We start from the raw sequence: 16,822 nt of genomic DNA on the forward strand, positions 1-16,822 counted from the left end.
ATTTCTGCGATTGGCCGTCAAGGCAACTGTACCCCAGTCCCTTCGGTGGCGTCAGCCTCAGCCCGGGAGTCTGGGTGCGCAGCAGCGCCTAGGCGATCGCCCGTTCTGGGGAGTACTGGGGCGTTTAGGGGCGATCGCAGGGATGGTACAGGCTGGTGGTTTGGTAGTCCAGGGTCCAGCCCTGTTCCCGCTCTGAGAGGCGATCGCGCAGGTACCGCCGCGTCTCCACCTGCCAGCCTGGCACTCCCGCTTCACTGCTGGGGGCGAGCCGAGCCAAAACCTGGGATTCCACTTTCACCGCCACCGGGCAGGGCGATCGCCCCCACACGCTCGAGGCCACGACCCCCTGGGCTGGCAAAACCTGCAAACGCAGCTGGAGCGGCACTGCCCAGACATTGCGCACCATCAGGTCTTTGTAGCCGTAGGCCACCGCCGCGTCCTGACCCAGGGGATAAAATCGCCCTTCGCCGTAGGCGTCGATGCTGTGGCAGTGGCGCTCCAATATCTCCCATCCCGCCCACAAAAAAGCTTGAAACAGGCTGGTGGCCAGCAGACACAGACCGCCCCCCACGTCGGTACGCACCTGACCCTGCACAAACACCGGCCCCGCCCGAAACCCATTGCGGAGGGTCGGCTCGCCGACGCGATGACAAAAACTGACGATGCGCCCGGGCGGAATCTGCAAATAGTCCAGCTTCTGAGCCGCTAGGTGCAAATTCCACAGGCGATTTTGGCGAATCTCGGGGGTGCCGCGATCGGGAATCGGTGTGGTCGCCTCGTGCCACAGATGGGGGTAGGGCTCCTGGGGCTGGGGCTCTTGCTGGCCCGCGTAGTAGAAGGGATAGCCCTTGACCAGGGCCTTGCTGTGCTTTAGAGCGTTGCGAATGGGCCGTTTCCAGGATGCCAACATGGGGAGACTCGTTCAAGACGCAGGACTAGTGCTTGAAATCAGGCTCCAGGGGGCAAATTGCGCACGATCGCCCGATTTTTTTTACAAAATAGACCCTAAGCGTCAGAATCCTCGCTGCCGTAGCTAATTTCAGCGGATTTGTAGGCCGGAGGCTCGACGTGGATCAGCACCCGCGAGGGGCCGTAGCGCTCTTGGAGTTTGGCCTCGATGGCTTCGGTGATCCCGTGGGCGGTTTCGACGTCCTGGGCCTGGGTGACCAAGTGCATTTCAATAAAGACTTGGCGGCCGATCAGGCCCCGGGAGGCGATGCTGTGGCAGTTCAGGACGCCTGGAACCTCCATGACTGCGCTGTGAATGGCTTCGGGGGCGATCGCCATTTCGTCCACCAGCCAGGGTAGATTCGATCGCAGCACGGACCACGCGCTCACAAACACCAAGAGCGCCACCGGGAATGACAGCGCCACATCCAGCCACTGCCAGCCGCTCCAGACCCCGATCAGGCCCGCCAGCACCAGGATCGTCACCCAGATGTCGCTCATGGTGTGCTTGGCGTCAGCGATCAGGATTTGGCTGCCCACGCGGATGCCTTCGCGCCGCTCATAAAACGCCACAAAAATATTCACTCCCAAAACGACCAGCAGCAGCCAGAGCTCTGGCCCGTCGAGCCGGACAGGTCGGCCCGGTCGCAGCAGCCGGCCGATGGCGCTTTGGAGGATTTCGAAGCAGGCAATGCCCAAGAAAGCGGCGATCGCCAAGGCCCCCACCGCATCAAATTTTTGGTGACCGTAGGGATGGTCGCGATCGGGATAGGGCGAGGCTAGCCGACTGGTCAGCAGACCCAAAATATTGTTGGCGCTGTCGGTGACGCTGTGGAGGGCGTCAGCCAGCAAGCTCAAAGAGCCAGTTTTCCAGCCCAAGAATGCCTTAAGGCCCATCACAAACAGGTTGAGCAGGAGGGTTATAATCAAAACCCGGCGAACGGCAGGCCGCTGATCAAGGGTCATGGTTGACTCCGACCCTGGGCAAACTGGAACGCTGATTTACCATGGTAAGGAGGGGCGATCGCCTCCGACTAATCCGTATGTTGGGCACTCTGCTGCTCATTCTACGGGAAGCGCGAGAGTAGACCTGCTTCCGTTCAATTTTTGTCAAATGCTCCATGAATAAGGTCGTTGTTGGTCTCTCGGGTGGTGTTGATAGTTCCGTGGCCGCGGCCCTGCTCCATCGTCAGGGGCGGGAGGTGGTCGGGATGACCCTGTGGTTGATGAAAGGCAAGGGCCAGTGCTGTTCGGAAGGAATGGTGGACGCGGCCTTTATCTGTGAGCAGCTAGGCGTGGCTCACCACATCGTGGACACCCGCGAGGTCTTTGCGGCCAACATCGTGGACTATCTGGTGTCGGGCTACGAAGCGGGCGTGACGCCGCTGCCCTGCTCTCAGTGCAACAAGGCGGTCAAGTTTGGCCCGATGCTGACCTACGCCAAGGAAACCCTGGGCATCGACACGATCGCCACAGGCCACTATGCCCGCATTGTCTACAACCCCGAAACGGGCCGCCAAGAGCTGCACCGAGCCGTCGATCGCAGCAAAGACCAAACCTATTTTCTCTACGACCTCAGCCAGGAAATCTTGGCCGGGACGTGCTTCCCCCTGGGCGAGCTGACCAAAGCTGAAACGCGCCAGCTAGCGGCAGAATTTGGCCTAAAAACGGCCCAAAAGCCCGAAAGCCAGGATTTGTGCCTCATTGAGAGCCACGGCTCCATGCGATCGTTCTTGGACAAGTACATCACGCCCCAAAAAGGCGAAATCGTCGACCAGGACGGTCGGGTGCTCGGAGAGCACGAAGGCATCCACCACTACACCATCGGCCAGCGCAAAGGCTTGGGCGTGGCGGCGGCGCAGCCCCTGTACGTGATCGCTCTCGATCCGGCGCGCAACCGGGTGATCGTGGGCGATCGCGCCAGCGCTCACGACCCAGAATGCACCGTCCAGCGGGTCAACTGGGTCTCGATCACCGCGCCCACTGCCCCTATCCGGGCAGAGGTGCAGGTGCGCTACCGGACGCCGCCGACTCCGGCGACGGTGATTCCTCTTGATGGGGGCGATCGCGTCCGAATTGTCTTTGATGAGCCCCAGTTCAGCATCACGCCGGGACAGGCCGCTGTTTGGTATGACGGCGAGGTTCTCCTGGGCGGCGGCATCATCGAGCTGAAAGAAAAAAGCCCTGTGACTTAGGGGCGTCTGGGCTGCCAAGTCTACCAGAGCGCGCGATCGCCGGTTGGCAAGCGCTGCGAAACATTCTCTACCCCCGAAGGGCGATCGCCCTTCGGGGTTCTCCCTATCTCAGACAAAAATTTCCCTAAGCCCAAAAGTTTGCCAAATCCCCAGAGACAGGCTTTTGCGCCGATCGGGACCGCAATTTCGCTCCTGCGAGCCTATCAGGGCGTCCTCCTCCCACGGTAGGATCGAAGGCTGAGAATTGATTTGCACTGAAGTTACGGCGAAAGAGGGACGACCTTGAGTCAACACATCGATGGCATCTCTCCCCATGGAGGGCACCTAGTTCAGCGCGTTGCCACTGCCGCTGAGCGTCAAGAATTCCTGCAGCAGGCCGATCGCCTGCCCCGAGTGCAGCTCGATGAGCGAGCCACCTCCGACCTCGTCATGATTGCCATTGGCGGCTTTAGCCCGCTCAACGGCTTCATGGAGCAGGACGACTACGAATCCGTCGTCACCGACATGCACCTGGCAAACGGCTTGCCCTGGAGCATCCCCATTACCCTGTCTGTCAGCGAAGAAGCCGCAGAACCGCTCAAAGAGGGCGGCTGGGTGCGCCTAGACGACCAAAATGGGCGCTTTATCGGGGTTCTGGAGTTGACCCAGAAGTACCGGTACAACAAGGTCCACGAGGCCACGAACGTCTACCGCACCGACGAAGAGAAGCACCCCGGTGTCAAGGTCGTCTATGAGCAAGGCCCCATCAACTTGGCAGGCCCCATCTGGCTGCTCGAGCGTGAGCCCCATCCTCTGTTCCCCAGCTATCAGGTGGATCCCCTCCAGTCCCGCGCCCTGTTCAAGGAAAAAGGCTGGAAGACCATTGTGGGCTTCCAAACCCGCAACCCCATTCACCGAGCCCACGAGTACATCCAAAAGTGTGCCCTCGAAACGGTGGATGGCCTGTTCCTGCACCCCTTGGTCGGCGCTACCAAGAGTGACGACATCCCGGCGGATGTGCGGATGCGCTGCTACGAGATCATGCTGGAGAACTACTTCCCCAAAGACCGCGTGATCTTGGCGATTAATCCTTCGGCGATGCGCTACGCTGGTCCTCGGGAGGCGATCTTCCACGCCCTGATCCGGAAGAACTATGGCTGTACGCACTTCATCGTGGGCCGCGACCACGCGGGCGTGGGCGACTACTACGGCACCTATGACGCTCAGCATCTGTTTGATGAGTTTGATCCGGCGGCTCTGGGCATTGTGCCGATGAAGTTTGAGCACGCGTTCTACTGCACGCGCACCCAGACAATGGCGACGACCAAGACCAGCCCTAGCTCGCCTGCTGAGCGCATTCACCTGTCCGGCACAAAGGTGCGAGAGCTGCTGCGCAGCGGTCAGCTACCGCCGCCGGAGTTCTCTCGTCCGGAAGTTGCTGCGGAACTCATTCGAGCTATGCGAGAAACGGTGGAGGCCTAGGAGGTTTAGTGGGACTAAAACGGCGAAGCTTTCTCCGGCGATCGGGTTTGGCCCTGGCGGTTTTGGGAGCCAGTGACCTGATGGGGCTCGTGCCTGGATGGCAGCGCTCCTATGAGGTGTTGGCGAAGCCCACCAGCCGGAAGCTGGCGCTTTTGGTCGGGATCAATCAGTATTCTCCGGAGGTCTACGATCGCTCGGTGGCCAAGGCGGCCCTGAGCGGCTGCTTGACGGATGTGGAGATGCAGAAGGATCTGCTGTGTTCGCGGTTCGGCTTTTTGCCGGCGGATGTTTTGACGCTGACAAATCAGCAGGCGACCCGCGCCAATATCGAAGCGGCGTTTTTGTCCCACTTGACGGAGCAAGCTCGGCCGGGAGATGTGGTGCTTTTCCACTTCAGCGGCTATGGCGGCCAGGTGCGGCTGGTGGAGTCTTTGGCGGAGGCGATCGCCCCGGCGGAGAGCTCTGACGATGGCCTCGATGGCCGCCTGCAAATGAGCTTGGTTCCCTACGATGGCCTGCTGCCAGCAGCGGCGTTGCCGGTGGTCAATGATTTGACGGAGGAAACGCTGCTGCTGCTGCTGCGATCGCTCTCGACCCAGCAGGTGGTGACGGTGCTAGACACCGGCTACCGGGCCCATACGTCGGGACTGCTGGGGAACTTCCGGGTGCGGGCGCGCTCCCAGGTGATCCAGGGCTATCTCGGTCCAGAGGCGATCGCCTTCCAAGACTCCCTCCTGTCACAGCTAAAATCTTCGCGGGACCAAACCCGCGTTCGTCGTTTATTTGGTCAGCTGCCGGGCGTGGTGCTGTCGGCGGCCAGTCCCCCCACGGCGGTGAGCAGTGGTCCTTTGAGCGCCCGCCCGCTGAATCAGGCGATCGCCTTTGAAGGTCAGTGGGACGGCTTCTCGGCAGGCCTGTTTACCTATGCGCTGACCCAGCGACTGTGGTGGTCCACGCCCGCCACGACGCTCCAAGTGAGCCTGGCCCACACTGCGGAAACCCTCGAGTACTGGCTTGGCCAGACGCCCCCCCTCCAAATCAGTGGTCAGCAAGATCGCACCGTTGCGCCGCTTCCCTACGGTTCGCCCCAGCCTGCCACGGGAGCAGATGGCGTGGTGGTCGCGGTGGAAGAAGACGCCAAAGCCGGTCAAGTTTGGTTGGGGGGAGTGCCCGGCGCTGTGATTGAGCACTATGGGGTAGGCTCTCTTGTGAGCCTGGTGTCTGAGGAGCCGACGGACGCTCTGGCGCCGCTGCCAGCCAAGTCGCAACTTTTGCAGGTGCAGTCCCGCAGCGGCCTTAAGGCAAAAGTTCGCTGCCTGGAGGCGCGCTCGGAGCAGCCGCTCCAGGCGGGACAAATGATTCACGAAACCGTGCGGGTCTTGCCGCGCCAGGTCAACCTGGTGGTGGCCATGGATGCCAACCTGGAGCGCATTGAGCGCGTAGACGCCACCAGCGCCTTTTCGGCCATGCCCCACACCACCTCGGTCAACGCGGGGGAGCAGCCAGCAGATTGCCTGTTTGGCTGCCTGGCCCCCCCGCCAAGCGCAAGCAAAGATGTAGCCCGCTTGGGCGCTACGCCAGCGGGCGGCTACGGCCTGCTGTCTCTGGGCCGAGTGCCCATCCCCGGCACGGTGGGAGAAGGGGGAGAAGCGGTCAAGACGGCGGTCCAGCGCTTGCGGCCCAATCTGCGATCGCTCTTGGCGGCGAAGCTGCTGCGCATGACCTGCAATGAAGGCTCATCGCGCCTCGGGGTGCAGGCGTCCCTCGAAATTGTGACGCCGGGACCGCAGCTCTTGGCCACGCAGACACCGCGGCGATCGCCCTGGTCCCTTCCTCCGGCCAAAACCCTGTCCGAAGCGGGGCCTGCCATGCCCGTGGTGGCTGCCGGAAGTCGGCTCCAGTTCCGCATCTTGAACTTCAGCGATCGCCCCGTGCACTACCTCCTGCTCCTCTTCGACAGCAGCGGGAGTCCTCTGGTCCTCTACTCGCCCTTTGTCCCGGTCGACCCGAGTAACGGCCAGCCCCGGCGCACCCTCAATGACGACCAGATTGCCCCCGGCGAAACCATCGTCCTGCCCCAGCCCACTGGGAAATTTGAGTGGATTGTGGATGGGCCTGTGGGCGTTGCCCAGACCTACCTGGTGTGCAGTCGCCAGCCCTTCACCCAAACGCTGACGGTCCTAGAAGGCCGCATGCGATCGCGCGGGGACCTCCAGCGCTTTGACACGCCGGACAATCCCCTCGAAATCGCTCAAGCCCTCATCGAAGACCTGCATCAGGCCAGCGCCCCCACGGCCCAGTCCCTGGGCGTCGAAACCGACGGCTACGCCCTCGACGTGAATCAGTGGGCCACCCTCGGCTTCGTTTATCAAGTTGTCTAAGGCCTGCTAGAGCGCTAAGCGCCCTGGATCAGCAGCCAAACAATCTTGCCGAGGGACCCAAGCAGCAGCGCCATCACGCTCAAGGAGCTCAGGGCAAAGCCCGGGCCGCGCTTCTCGGCGGCTTGGTAGTAGCCCCACGCGTAGAGGACTCGGCCCGCCACCCAGGCTGCGCCGAAGCCCGCCGCCCAAACCGGGTTGAGCACCAGAGCAAACAGCCACAGCGCTGGCAAGAAGAGCACGATCTGCTCGAGGGTATTTTGCTGGACCCGAAAATAGCGCTCAAAGTTCGGCTCACCGGTGGTTTGGGGCACCGGCACTTTGTACTTGAACCGGGCGCGGCCGACATTGATCGTCACAACGAAATACATCACCAGCGCCAGGGTGGTGACCAGTTCCGGCCAGAGAAATTGAGAATCTAGCATAGGTGCGTTTGCGTTCTAGAGTCTGGGCAATGATTGCTATCGTCCCAGAATCTGGAGCTACATGGCGCAGTGCAGATCGCCGGATTTTTGGCTGAAGAGTAAATTCTCGCGGTAGTCGACAGGAATGTCGATCACGGCGGGAACCTCCTGGGCTAAGGCGTCCTTGAGCATGGGGATGAGGTCTGAGGCTGCCTCTACGCGGTAGCCCTTGAGGCCCATACTCTCAGCGAATTTCACAAAGTCGGGGTTGCTGAAATGCACAAAAGCCGATCGCTTGAACTGATTTTGCTGCTTCCACTCGATCAGGCCGTAGCCGCCATCATTGAAAATCAGCGTGACGAAGGGCGTTCCCACGCGGAGCGCCGTCTCTAGCTCTTGGCAGTTCATCATGAAGCCGCCGTCTCCCGTCACCGCAACGACCTTGCGATCGGGATAGATGAGCTTAGCGGCGATCGCCCCGGGAATGGCGATCCCCATCGCCGCAAAGCCATTGGAAATAATGCAGGTATTGGGGCGATCGCAGTGGTAGTGGCGCGCCATCCACATCTTGTGCGCCCCCACATCCGAAATCGCGATGTCCTCCGGCCCCATCACCTGCCGCAGATCGTAGATCAGCTTTTGGGGCCGCAGCGGGAAGCTGTCATCCTGGGAGTACTGCTCGTAGTCCGCTCGAATATCTGCCCGCAGCCCAATGGCGTAGGGATCCGGCTTGCCCTGGCGATCGGCCCGGCGCAAGATCTCCGTCAGGGCGTCAGGAATATCTCCCACCACCTCCAACACCGGAATGTAGCTGCTGTCCACTTCCGCCGGGCTGCTGCCGATGTGCACGATGGGAATCGAGCCGTCCGGATTCCAGCGCTTCGGCGAATACTCGATCAGGTCGTAGCCCACGGCGATCACCAGATCCGTGCGATCGAAGCCGCAGCTAATGTAGTCCCGCTGCTGGAGGCCGACGGTCCACAGGGCCAGCGGATGGGTATAGGGAATCACCCCTTTGCCCATGAAGGTATTGGCCACCGGGATATTCAGCTGGGTCGCAAACTCCGTCAGCGCCTCGCTGGCATGGCCCCGAATGGCCCCGTTGCCCACCAAGATCAGCGGGTTGGTCGCGCGGGAGATCACCGCCGCCGCTTCGTTGACGCTGTGATAGGAGGCGTAGGTCTTTTCCTTGGTGTCCCGTTTGAGGGGCTTGCCGGTCACGGGCATGGCAGCGATGTTTTCGGGCAGGTCGATGTGGACGGCGCCGGGCTTCTCGGTTTCCGCCCGCTTGAAAGCGCGCCGCACCAGCTCCGGCGTGATGCTGGGGCGCACGATCTGGCTACTCCACTTGGTCACTGGCCCGAACATCGCCACCAAATCCAGGTACTGGTGGGACTCGATGTGCATGCGATCGGTGCCTACTTGTCCTGTGATCGCAACCAGGGGCGCGCCGTCGAGGTTGGCGTCGGCCACGCCGGTCATCAGGTTGGTGGCCCCAGGCCCCAGGGTGGACAGGCAGACGCCCGCTCGGCCGGTGAGGCGACCGTAGACGTCGGCCATGAAGGCGGCCCCCTGCTCGTGGCGGGTGGTGATGAACTGGATCGAGGAAGACTCGAGGGCGGCTAGAACCTGCAGATTTTCTTCGCCCGGTAGGCCGAAGATGTAGCGCACCCCTTCATTTTCGAGACACTGAATCAGCAGTTCGGCGGTATTGACTTGACCGTTTTGGGGGTCCATGGCTCCTCACATGCGCACGCGTTCGGTGATCTTGATCCTGGAAAATCTATTTGATCCAAACCGTCTTGATATTGACAAATTCTAAAATTCCTTCGCGGCTGAGCTCGCGGCCATAGCCGGAGTGCTTGGTGCCGCCAAAGGGGAGACGCGGGTCCGATTTGACGAGGCCGTTGATAAAGACACACCCCGCTTCTAGCTCGTTAATTAGGCGATCGCGCTCGGCGGGAATCTGGGTCCAGGCGCTGGCTCCCAGGCCGAGGGTGGGATGGTTGGCGAGGGCGATCGCCTCATCGAGATCTTCCACCTCAAACAGCAGCGCCACCGGACCAAAGAATTCCTCCGTGTCGGCGGGGGTGCCGGGCGGAATCTCGGCCAGGAGCGTCGGCGGATAAAAGTTGCCCGGGCGATCGCTGAGGGGTTCGCCGCCCACCAGCACCTTGGCCCCTTGGGCGACGCACTCCTGCACCTGCCGATGGAGATCGGCCAGAATATCCGGCGTGGCCAACGGCCCAATATTAGTGTCGGGCAGCAGCGGATCGCCCACCCGCAGGGCCTGGAACTTTTCGACCATGCGCTGACGAAAAGCCGGGGCGATCGCCCGCGCCACGATAAACCGCTTGGCCGCAATGCAGGACTGACCGTTGTTGAGCATGCGGGCGGTCACTGCCGTGGTCACAGCGGCTTCCACGTCGGCACTCTCCATCACCACAAAAGGATCGCTACCGCCGAGCTCTAAGACCGTTTTCTTGATGTGTTTGCCAGCGGCGGCGGCCAGACTGGCCCCTGCGGGTTCGCTGCCGGTAAGGGTGGCGGCCTTGATCCGCTCGTCCGCCATCAGGTCGGCAATCCGGCTGCCCTCGATCAGCAGACTCTGGAAGGCCCCCGCCGGAAACCCCGCTTCCTGGAAAATATGTTCGATGGCGAGGGCGCACTGGGGCACATTCGACGCGTGCTTGAGCAGGCCCACGTTGCCCGCCATCAGGGCTGGCGCCGCGAAGCGAAACACCTGCCAAAACGGAAAATTCCACGGCATGACGGCCAAAACTGGGCCGATGGGCTGATAGCGCACAAAACTCTCGCTGGCGTCGCTGCTCACGGCCACATCAGCCAAAAACTCGGCGGCGTGCTCGGCGTAGTAGCGGCAAACCCAGGCGCATTTTTCGACCTCGGCGATCGCCGCTTTGAGCGGCTTGCCCATTTCTAGGGTCATGATGCGACCATAGGCGTCTTTGTGGGCCTCCAGGTTTTCGGCTGCTTGACTGAGCCACTGCGATCGCTGCTCCAGCGACGTCTTGCGGTAGCGCAAAAAGCATTCCCAAGCCTGGGCTAGCTTTGCGTCGAGGGTTTGATCGCTGAGGGGTTCGAAGGTCTGGATGGTTTCCCCGGTGGCGGGGTTAATGCTCGCAATTCCCATGACCGGCTCTCCCGTGAAATAGCAGTGGTTCCTGGGCCGGATCGCGCGGGACGGGCGATCGCCGAAACCGGCACCCAGCCGAGGGCTGTCCTCTCAGTTATACTTTGCCAGGCTGAAAACCCTCGCCGAACGTTGCGTTTTCTTGACATACTCCCTGGTTTTGCGGACAACACCAGAGAGCATGTCAAGAAAACCCTCCAGCCTAGACGTACTGGGGAATCGTCAGCGATGGCTGGCTAGCCGTCACCGCTGCGATGCCTCGACCCACCGCAGCCGCGACGGGACGCAGGCTGTGTACCAGGTCCACCATGTCCTCCAGGGAGAGGGCTTGGCGCGCGTCGGAAACCGATTTCTCGGGCTCCGGATGACACTCGATCAGCAGCCCATCCGCTCCGCAGGCCACCGCACCCCGCGCCAGATCGGCCACTAGCTCCCGCTTGCCGGCTGCGTGGCTCGGATCCACCATCACAGGCAGGTGCGTGATTTGCTTGAGGGCTACCACCGCGCCCAGGTCCAGCACATTGCGCGTGTAGGGATCGAAGCTGCGAATGCCGCGCTCACACAGGATGACCTGGGAATTGCCGTGGCTGAGGATGTACTCCGCCGCCATGACGAATTCTTCGAGGGTGGCGGCGAGGCCCCGCTTGAGGATCACGGGCTTATCCACGGTGCCTAGCGCCTTGAGCAAATCGAAGTTCTGCATGTTGCGACTGCCGATCTGGAGCACGTCGGCGTGGGCTGCGACGGCCTCGATTTGGGCGATCGCCATCACCTCGGTCACCACCGGCACCTGGTAGCGCCGCCGAATCGTATCGAGAATTTCTAAGCCTTCTTGGCCCATCCCCTGGAACGCGTAGGGCGAGGTGCGGGGCTTGTAGACCCCTCCCCGAATGCCCTGCACCGGCGCTACTGCTAGCGCTTCGGCGACGGCTTCCATCTGGGCGAGGCTCTCTACGGCGCAGGGGCCACCAACAATCACTAGGTCGCGGCCACCGATGGTGACGGTGTCCGATAAAGCAATTTGGCTGCGGGTTTGCTGCTGCGTTTTGGCGGTCAATTTAGCGTCTTTCATGGGAGTGCTTGGGAAATGAATGATTAGAGAATGTGAACGAAATCAGAGCGGGTCGAAGATTCTAGAAAGCTGGGTAATTACTGGGCAACAACTGAGCAACAAAAAAGCCCGAAACCGTCGTGGTCCCGGGCTTTGCGTACAGCATGACCAATCTACCCGGGTGAGGTCCTGGGCCAAAAATAAAAGCCATAAAACCAGCTAGAGATAGGTTGAATCATGGTGGGCTACTAGAGGAGAACAGGCAGAGCGTCGAAGTGAAAACCGAAAATAAAAAACCGCAGGTTTTGAGTCCTGCGGTTCACCTAGAGTTCCATGCGCGAGCTGGATTCACTCCAAGTGAACCGACGTAAACCAATAAAAGTAAAAGCTTGAGAAACCAAACATGGTGGTGCGTTCCAGGGAATTTCTGTGATCTGGTATGAGCCGGAGCCCGAAGCGATCGGCTCGACAGAACAAGACATCGACTGCTGCGACTCTAACAAAGCTAGAAAAGAGCGTCAACACCTCTTGAGGCCTAGTTCATCCCCAATGATGCTTCAAGAGGCGTCATTGGGGATGAGAGCTGGTCGGTAGACGCAGGCGATTTTGATGGAGTGGGACTGCTTCGAGGAACGCTGTATTGGTTGTACCAAAAGCTGCTCCGAGACCGGTGCCAATCTGGCTAGATTTTGGCTCAGTTTTGGCTAAAACTTGGCGATCGCCCTCTAAAGCCGCTGCAAATCAGGACTCAAGAGTCCCTAGGAGGAGTAGCAGCGCTGGAGGCGATCGCCCGCTGGTGGCTGCGGCGGCGCAGACGCGTAGCCCAAAGAATAACCACCGCGATCAGCCAGTAGGGGCTGTATACCAGCAGCCAGATACCCAGCTGCATCAAGTTAGTGGTGAACTCACCCAGGGCGTAAGTGGACTGGTTCCAGGCGTCTCGCAGTTCCGTAGAGACAGGCTGGGTTGGGGGGGCGCTGCTCGGAGACTGGCTGAGGCTGAGCTGAATGTTTGAGAAAGCCACCTGAGTGCGCAAGTACTTGAGCTGGGCCTCGATTTGCTCAATGCTTTCTCGCGTTTTGCTGAGCTCTTGGGTGACTTTTAGGACGTCTCCCACGGAGCCCGAGCGATCGAGGATTTCGAGGAGCTGCGCTTCGGTGCGCTTCTGGTTGCGCAGCCGTGCATCTAGGTCAATTAGCTGGGTCGAGACATCTTCTGCAACGACGCTGCGCTGCTCGACGGTGCCCAGGCCGCTCAGAGCTTCGAGGATGCTGTCCAGCTTGGCTTGGGGAACGCGCACTGCCATCTGAACGCTGGGCCGAGGGCGATCGCCTCCCGCTGCATCTTCTTGGAGCTGCAACACGTCCCCACTTTGCTGCCGCACCAGGTTAGTCACCTGCTGTACGGTGGCCTGGAGATCTGTAACCACCAGGCTCAGATTGGCTCGCCGAATCAGTTGAGGCTTGGGTGCTGTGACGGAGGCGATCGCCCCCACCGGTTGCTGCGGCGCTGAGGCTATGGTGGGGGCTCTTTCAGCCATATTGGCCGGTGCATCAGGCAGGATCACCTGTTGCAAAAGAGAGCCGTCATCGACGGACTCAGCCTTCTGGGCACTACAGCCTGCCAGTAGCGTGCTGCCAACCAGCAAAACCAGCAAAATTCTTGAAGAAGTGCGAGACATGCGCATCTTGATCCGGCCAGGATTGACGGGATTGGCGGCCCGATAAACGAGAATGGGGGAATCATTCGATACCCCCATCCTAGAAAAACTGCCTAGCCGCAGCGGGACCGTTGCGAAAACCGTTACGGATCACCTCAGGGAGCGGCCGGACTGGCTACCCGGTACACTTCCTCGGTGAGCGGCTGACACACCGCCAGTCCTAGGGCGGGGTTTTGGCGATAGGCTTCGGTCGCCTGCCAGACGCTCACCGTGCGATCGCCCGCGATGTGATAGAGGTACTCCGCATCCGGCGCATAGTTCAGGCCAACCCGTAGATTCGAGAAGTCGTCCTCGCAAATCTCAAAGCCAAAGCGCACTACGACTTGAGCCAAAAGGCATTCAGGTGTATCGCGGTATTCTCCAGAGGTTTCTCGTTCTTGCCAAAATTTTTCTAGAAACGGCTGGAGAATCCGGCGCACCTTGTCCGGAGCACCGTTCCGGCTTGCATAGATGATTGCTGGATTTCCTTCTACGATGATGTGACAAGGAATGGCCATTTAATTAACTCCGGAGATCAAGGCGCTAGCGTCTAGGGGCTAGCCAGCTGAAGGAAGGTATCTATACGAATAGTACGGGACTATAACGTCTGGATGATGCAGGAGGAAGGGGAGTGAATGCTGCTGAACAAGTTACAGATTTCCAGCTTGCCAGCAAGATTGCGGCGGTGGTGAACCTGTTTCGCTCAAAGTTTCCCGATGCCAAGGCCGATATGAAGCCCTGGGCCAACGATCCGGATACTCGAGAGTGGATGGATCCAGACTCGATCGACATTGGCTTCCATCTGCCTGGCTGGAGTCCCCGCTTTCAGAGCCGCAGCATTTTGGTCCAGATTCGGTTTTATCGCGATCCGCTGGAGGCGTCCCACCGAGCGATCGGCATTGATGTGGCCGGGTTCACCCACCAAGGGGAGCAGTGGCGCTTTTCGACCGTGGGCAACTGGGAGTTTGAGGGGCGAGCGCAGCCCAAAGAGGCGATCGCCGATCAGCTACGAGAGTTTTGCCGCCAAAGCTTTGATCTCTTTAACGCCGAGACCCCTGCTTAAAGATTTCCTCCCTAGCTTCCGGGATGAATATTTTGCAGGGTAGTGGGGTCTGGCTCCTGGTAGGTCCGCACCGAAGGGCTCAGGGTGATCAGATCTTCGATATTGCGCTGCATCGTTGTGCAAATCGTGTCCAAGGGCAAATCGTTAAAGTCGCGCCCAAAGGGATTTTCGATTTCGATGCCGATTTCTTCGATGCCAAACAGCGTGAAGCTGATAATAGCCGCTGTGATGCCGGTCCACCAGCCCAGCTCGCCCACCATTTGAAAAGGCAGCGTGAGAGAGTAGAGCAGCAAAAGCTGCTTGAGATGGATGGCGTAGGCGAGGGGAATCGGCGTCTTGAGGATGCGCTCGCAGGCTCCAAGGGCGTCTACTAGGTTGTTGAGCAGCTGCTGAAGGGTTGTGAGCTGATAGACTTGCAGGCGATCGCGCTGGTACTGGTGCTGCAAATAATCCCCGATCCAAAACATGATTTCCAGCGGCGGATTATTCATGGTCTGGAGCTTCTCAAACTGCTGAATCGACAGCAGATGGCTCAGCTCACTGTTGACGGGCTCTTGGCGCAGATGGAGCTTGAGCGACACAGCAAAGGCGCTGAGCAGTCGCAACGCCGCCACCTTCTCCGCATGGTCTTGCTCGTCCTTCTCCAGGATCGAAACCCAAATTTGCCGCGACAGATTGCGGATGCTGTTGACCACGTTTCCCCAGATTTTTCGCCCTTCCCAGTAGCGCTCGTAGGCGGTATTGGTCCGAAAGACCAGCAGCAAACCCAGCACAAGATTGGGAATGAGGCTACTCAGAAACGGCAGCGAGACCGGCGCGATCGTCTTGTGGAAGTAGGTAATCACCACGCCAAAAAGGCCGCATAGAATGACCCGCGGCATGACGGAGGGAATGACAGAGCCCTGCAACTGCAATGCCGTCCGAAACCAGTGACGATGGTTAAGGGAAAAGGGGTCTTTACTGAAGGAGCCGCGTTTTGCCATAGAAGAAGGAGCCGCAGAAAATAGGGAGGCGCGATCGCCCGGCCGCTCTAAGGGTACCCATTTTGCCGGTAAATTGCAGAGAATCCCAGATTATCTCTGGTTCGTCGAGAAATGCTGGCCCTAGGCTGGACCTTGGACCCTTGACAGCAGCTTTTCGGGGCTGGCGTTGTGGTCGATGAACGAGAAGAGGTGGCGATAGCGCAGACGTCCCTGGGCATCGAGGACAAACTGGGCTGGCAAGGGTGCGCCCAGCGCCTGACCGGTCCCGTAGGCCCGGAAGGTTTGGCAGCTCTCGTCGCTCAGCAGGGGCATTTTCAGGCCGAGGTCCTGAACTACGATGGTGCTTTGCTCAGGGTCGGTGCTGGTGATCATCAGCAGCTCGATGCCCCGCTCTGCGAACCGCTCGTACTGCTCATTGAGGGCCTTGATGTGGGGAAAGCAGAAGGGGCAGTATTGCTTTTCGGTGAAGATGCGGGTGAAGGCCAGGATAACGGGCCGGCCTTGGTAGTCGCTGAGGGAAACGGTCCGTTTGTTGCGGATGTCAGGCAGGCTAAAGGATGGGGTCGACTGGCCCAGCTGTAGCCGGGAAGTGGCAGGGATGGGCAGGAGATTATTAAAAAATCGCTGGTTGAACAGGCCGCTAAAGTCTGTGGAGATTAGCACCATGACTCAAGATTCTCCTGAGGAACAAAAGGTGGGAAGCAGTTAGGGGCGATCGCCCCTAGCAAGGCTAGGCTGAGGCTGAGCACCCCAACCAAAAAGCCCCAATACTTCTCAGTATCAGGGCTTTGGGAGCGCGAATGAAGCGCTGAGGGTGATTACACCGCTGCGAAGTATTCCTTCGCCTTCACGGGGTCGGGATTCATGGTCTTCTGACCGGGCTGCCAGCCAGCGGGGCAGACCTCATCGGGGTGAGACTGCACGTACTGGATGGCTTGCAGGGTCCGCAGGGTCTCATCAACGCTGCGGCCGAAGGAGAGGTTGTTGATGGTGGAGTGCTGGATGACGCCTTCCTTGTCGATGATGAACAGGCCGCGCAGAGCGATACCAGCTTCAGGATCGAGGACGTTGTAGGCGGCGCTGATTTCTTTCTTGATGTCAGAAACCAGGGGATAGTTTAGGTCGCCCAGACCACCGGAGCGACGATCGGTTTGGATCCAAGCCAGGTGGGAGAACTCGCTGTCCACGGACACGCCGAGAACTTCGGTGCCGAGCTGCTTGAACTCTTCGTAGCGATCGCTGAAAGCGGTGATTTCCGTCGGGCAGACGAAAGTAAAGTCGAGGGGATAGAAGAACAGGACGACGTACTTGCCGCGATAGTCAGAAAGCTTGATCGTCTTGAATTCTTGGTCTACTACTGCGGTAGCGGTGAAGTCGGGAGCAGATTGGCCAACCCGAATGCAGCCTTCGTTGGGATAGGTCATGAGTCTCTTCTCCTTAGCGAGTACGTCTATGGCTACTGCATCGCTGATCCCTGAGGGGAGCGTGG

Annotated in this window: 15 protein-coding genes; 4 read left to right on the forward strand and 11 right to left on the reverse strand. The window is 59.9% G+C overall.

Annotated features, from left to right (window positions below; genetic code table 11):
- Window positions 1-124: 124 nt before the first annotated feature.
- Window positions 125-910: a VanW family protein gene (locus GEI7407_RS06380; RefSeq protein ID WP_015171316.1), complete on the reverse strand. Its 786-nt coding sequence runs from the start codon at window positions 908-910 to the stop codon at window positions 125-127.
- Window positions 911-1,005: 95 nt separating this feature from the next.
- Window positions 1,006-1,914 (reverse strand): cation diffusion facilitator family transporter, encoded by a 909-nt coding sequence (locus tag GEI7407_RS06385; protein ID WP_015171317.1) that lies wholly within the window; start codon window positions 1,912-1,914, stop codon window positions 1,006-1,008.
- A gap of 155 nt (window positions 1,915-2,069) precedes the next feature.
- On the opposite strand from GEI7407_RS06385, the gene mnmA reads away from it, so the two are divergent.
- From mnmA to GEI7407_RS06400, 3 genes are all read left to right on the forward strand, one after another.
- Window positions 2,070-3,143: a tRNA 2-thiouridine(34) synthase MnmA gene (mnmA, locus tag GEI7407_RS06390; RefSeq protein ID WP_015171318.1), complete on the forward strand. Its 1,074-nt coding sequence runs from the start codon at window positions 2,070-2,072 to the stop codon at window positions 3,141-3,143.
- A gap of 282 nt (window positions 3,144-3,425) precedes the next feature.
- Complete coding sequence (gene sat, locus GEI7407_RS06395) at window positions 3,426-4,604, forward strand: sulfate adenylyltransferase (RefSeq protein ID WP_015171319.1); 1,179 nt, start codon at window positions 3,426-3,428, stop codon at window positions 4,602-4,604.
- Between the two features lie 8 nt (window positions 4,605-4,612).
- On the forward strand, window positions 4,613-6,985 hold the full coding sequence (locus GEI7407_RS06400; protein WP_015171320.1) for a caspase family protein: 2,373 nt from the start codon (window positions 4,613-4,615) through the stop codon (window positions 6,983-6,985).
- Between the two features lie 14 nt (window positions 6,986-6,999).
- On the opposite strand, the gene GEI7407_RS06405 is transcribed toward GEI7407_RS06400, so the two are convergent.
- From GEI7407_RS06405 to GEI7407_RS06430, 6 genes are all read right to left on the reverse strand, one after another.
- Complete coding sequence (locus tag GEI7407_RS06405) at window positions 7,000-7,407, reverse strand: MAPEG family protein (protein ID WP_015171321.1); 408 nt, start codon at window positions 7,405-7,407, stop codon at window positions 7,000-7,002.
- 57 nt (window positions 7,408-7,464) lie between these two features.
- On the reverse strand, window positions 7,465-9,123 hold the full coding sequence (locus tag GEI7407_RS06410) for an acetolactate synthase large subunit (RefSeq protein ID WP_015171322.1): 1,659 nt from the start codon (window positions 9,121-9,123) through the stop codon (window positions 7,465-7,467).
- A gap of 46 nt (window positions 9,124-9,169) precedes the next feature.
- Entirely contained in the window at window positions 9,170-10,537 is a 1,368-nt protein-coding gene (locus tag GEI7407_RS06415) for an NAD-dependent succinate-semialdehyde dehydrogenase (RefSeq protein ID WP_015171323.1), read from the reverse strand.
- A gap of 202 nt (window positions 10,538-10,739) precedes the next feature.
- On the reverse strand, window positions 10,740-11,609 hold the full coding sequence (aroF, locus tag GEI7407_RS06420) for a 3-deoxy-7-phosphoheptulonate synthase (RefSeq protein ID WP_015171324.1): 870 nt from the start codon (window positions 11,607-11,609) through the stop codon (window positions 10,740-10,742).
- Between the two features lie 727 nt (window positions 11,610-12,336).
- Complete coding sequence (locus tag GEI7407_RS06425) at window positions 12,337-13,347, reverse strand: DUF4349 domain-containing protein (protein WP_015171325.1); 1,011 nt, start codon at window positions 13,345-13,347, stop codon at window positions 12,337-12,339.
- 56 nt (window positions 13,348-13,403) lie between these two features.
- On the reverse strand, window positions 13,404-13,805 hold the full coding sequence (locus GEI7407_RS06430; RefSeq protein ID WP_015171326.1) for a hypothetical protein: 402 nt from the start codon (window positions 13,803-13,805) through the stop codon (window positions 13,404-13,406).
- A 113-nt stretch (window positions 13,806-13,918) separates the two neighbouring features.
- On the opposite strand from GEI7407_RS06430, the gene GEI7407_RS06435 reads away from it, so the two are divergent.
- Complete coding sequence (locus GEI7407_RS06435) at window positions 13,919-14,350, forward strand: hypothetical protein (RefSeq protein ID WP_015171327.1); 432 nt, start codon at window positions 13,919-13,921, stop codon at window positions 14,348-14,350.
- An 11-nt stretch (window positions 14,351-14,361) separates the two neighbouring features.
- On the opposite strand, the gene GEI7407_RS06440 is transcribed toward GEI7407_RS06435, so the two are convergent.
- The 3 genes from GEI7407_RS06440 to GEI7407_RS06450 form a co-directional block, all read right to left on the reverse strand.
- Entirely contained in the window at window positions 14,362-15,333 is a 972-nt protein-coding gene (locus GEI7407_RS06440) for a bestrophin family protein (RefSeq protein WP_015171328.1), read from the reverse strand.
- A gap of 120 nt (window positions 15,334-15,453) precedes the next feature.
- Window positions 15,454-15,996 carry a peroxiredoxin gene (locus GEI7407_RS06445; RefSeq protein WP_041268764.1) on the reverse strand — a complete coding sequence of 181 codons (543 nt, stop codon included), beginning with the start codon at window positions 15,994-15,996 and terminating at the stop codon, window positions 15,454-15,456.
- 155 nt (window positions 15,997-16,151) lie between these two features.
- Window positions 16,152-16,757, reverse strand: a complete 606-nt coding sequence (locus GEI7407_RS06450) for a peroxiredoxin (RefSeq protein WP_015171330.1) — start codon at window positions 16,755-16,757, stop codon at window positions 16,152-16,154.
- Window positions 16,758-16,822: the final 65 nt, after the last annotated feature.

The organism is Geitlerinema sp. PCC 7407 (genome assembly GCF_000317045.1).
GTDB lineage: Bacteria > Cyanobacteriota > Cyanobacteriia > PCC-7407 > PCC-7407 > PCC-7407.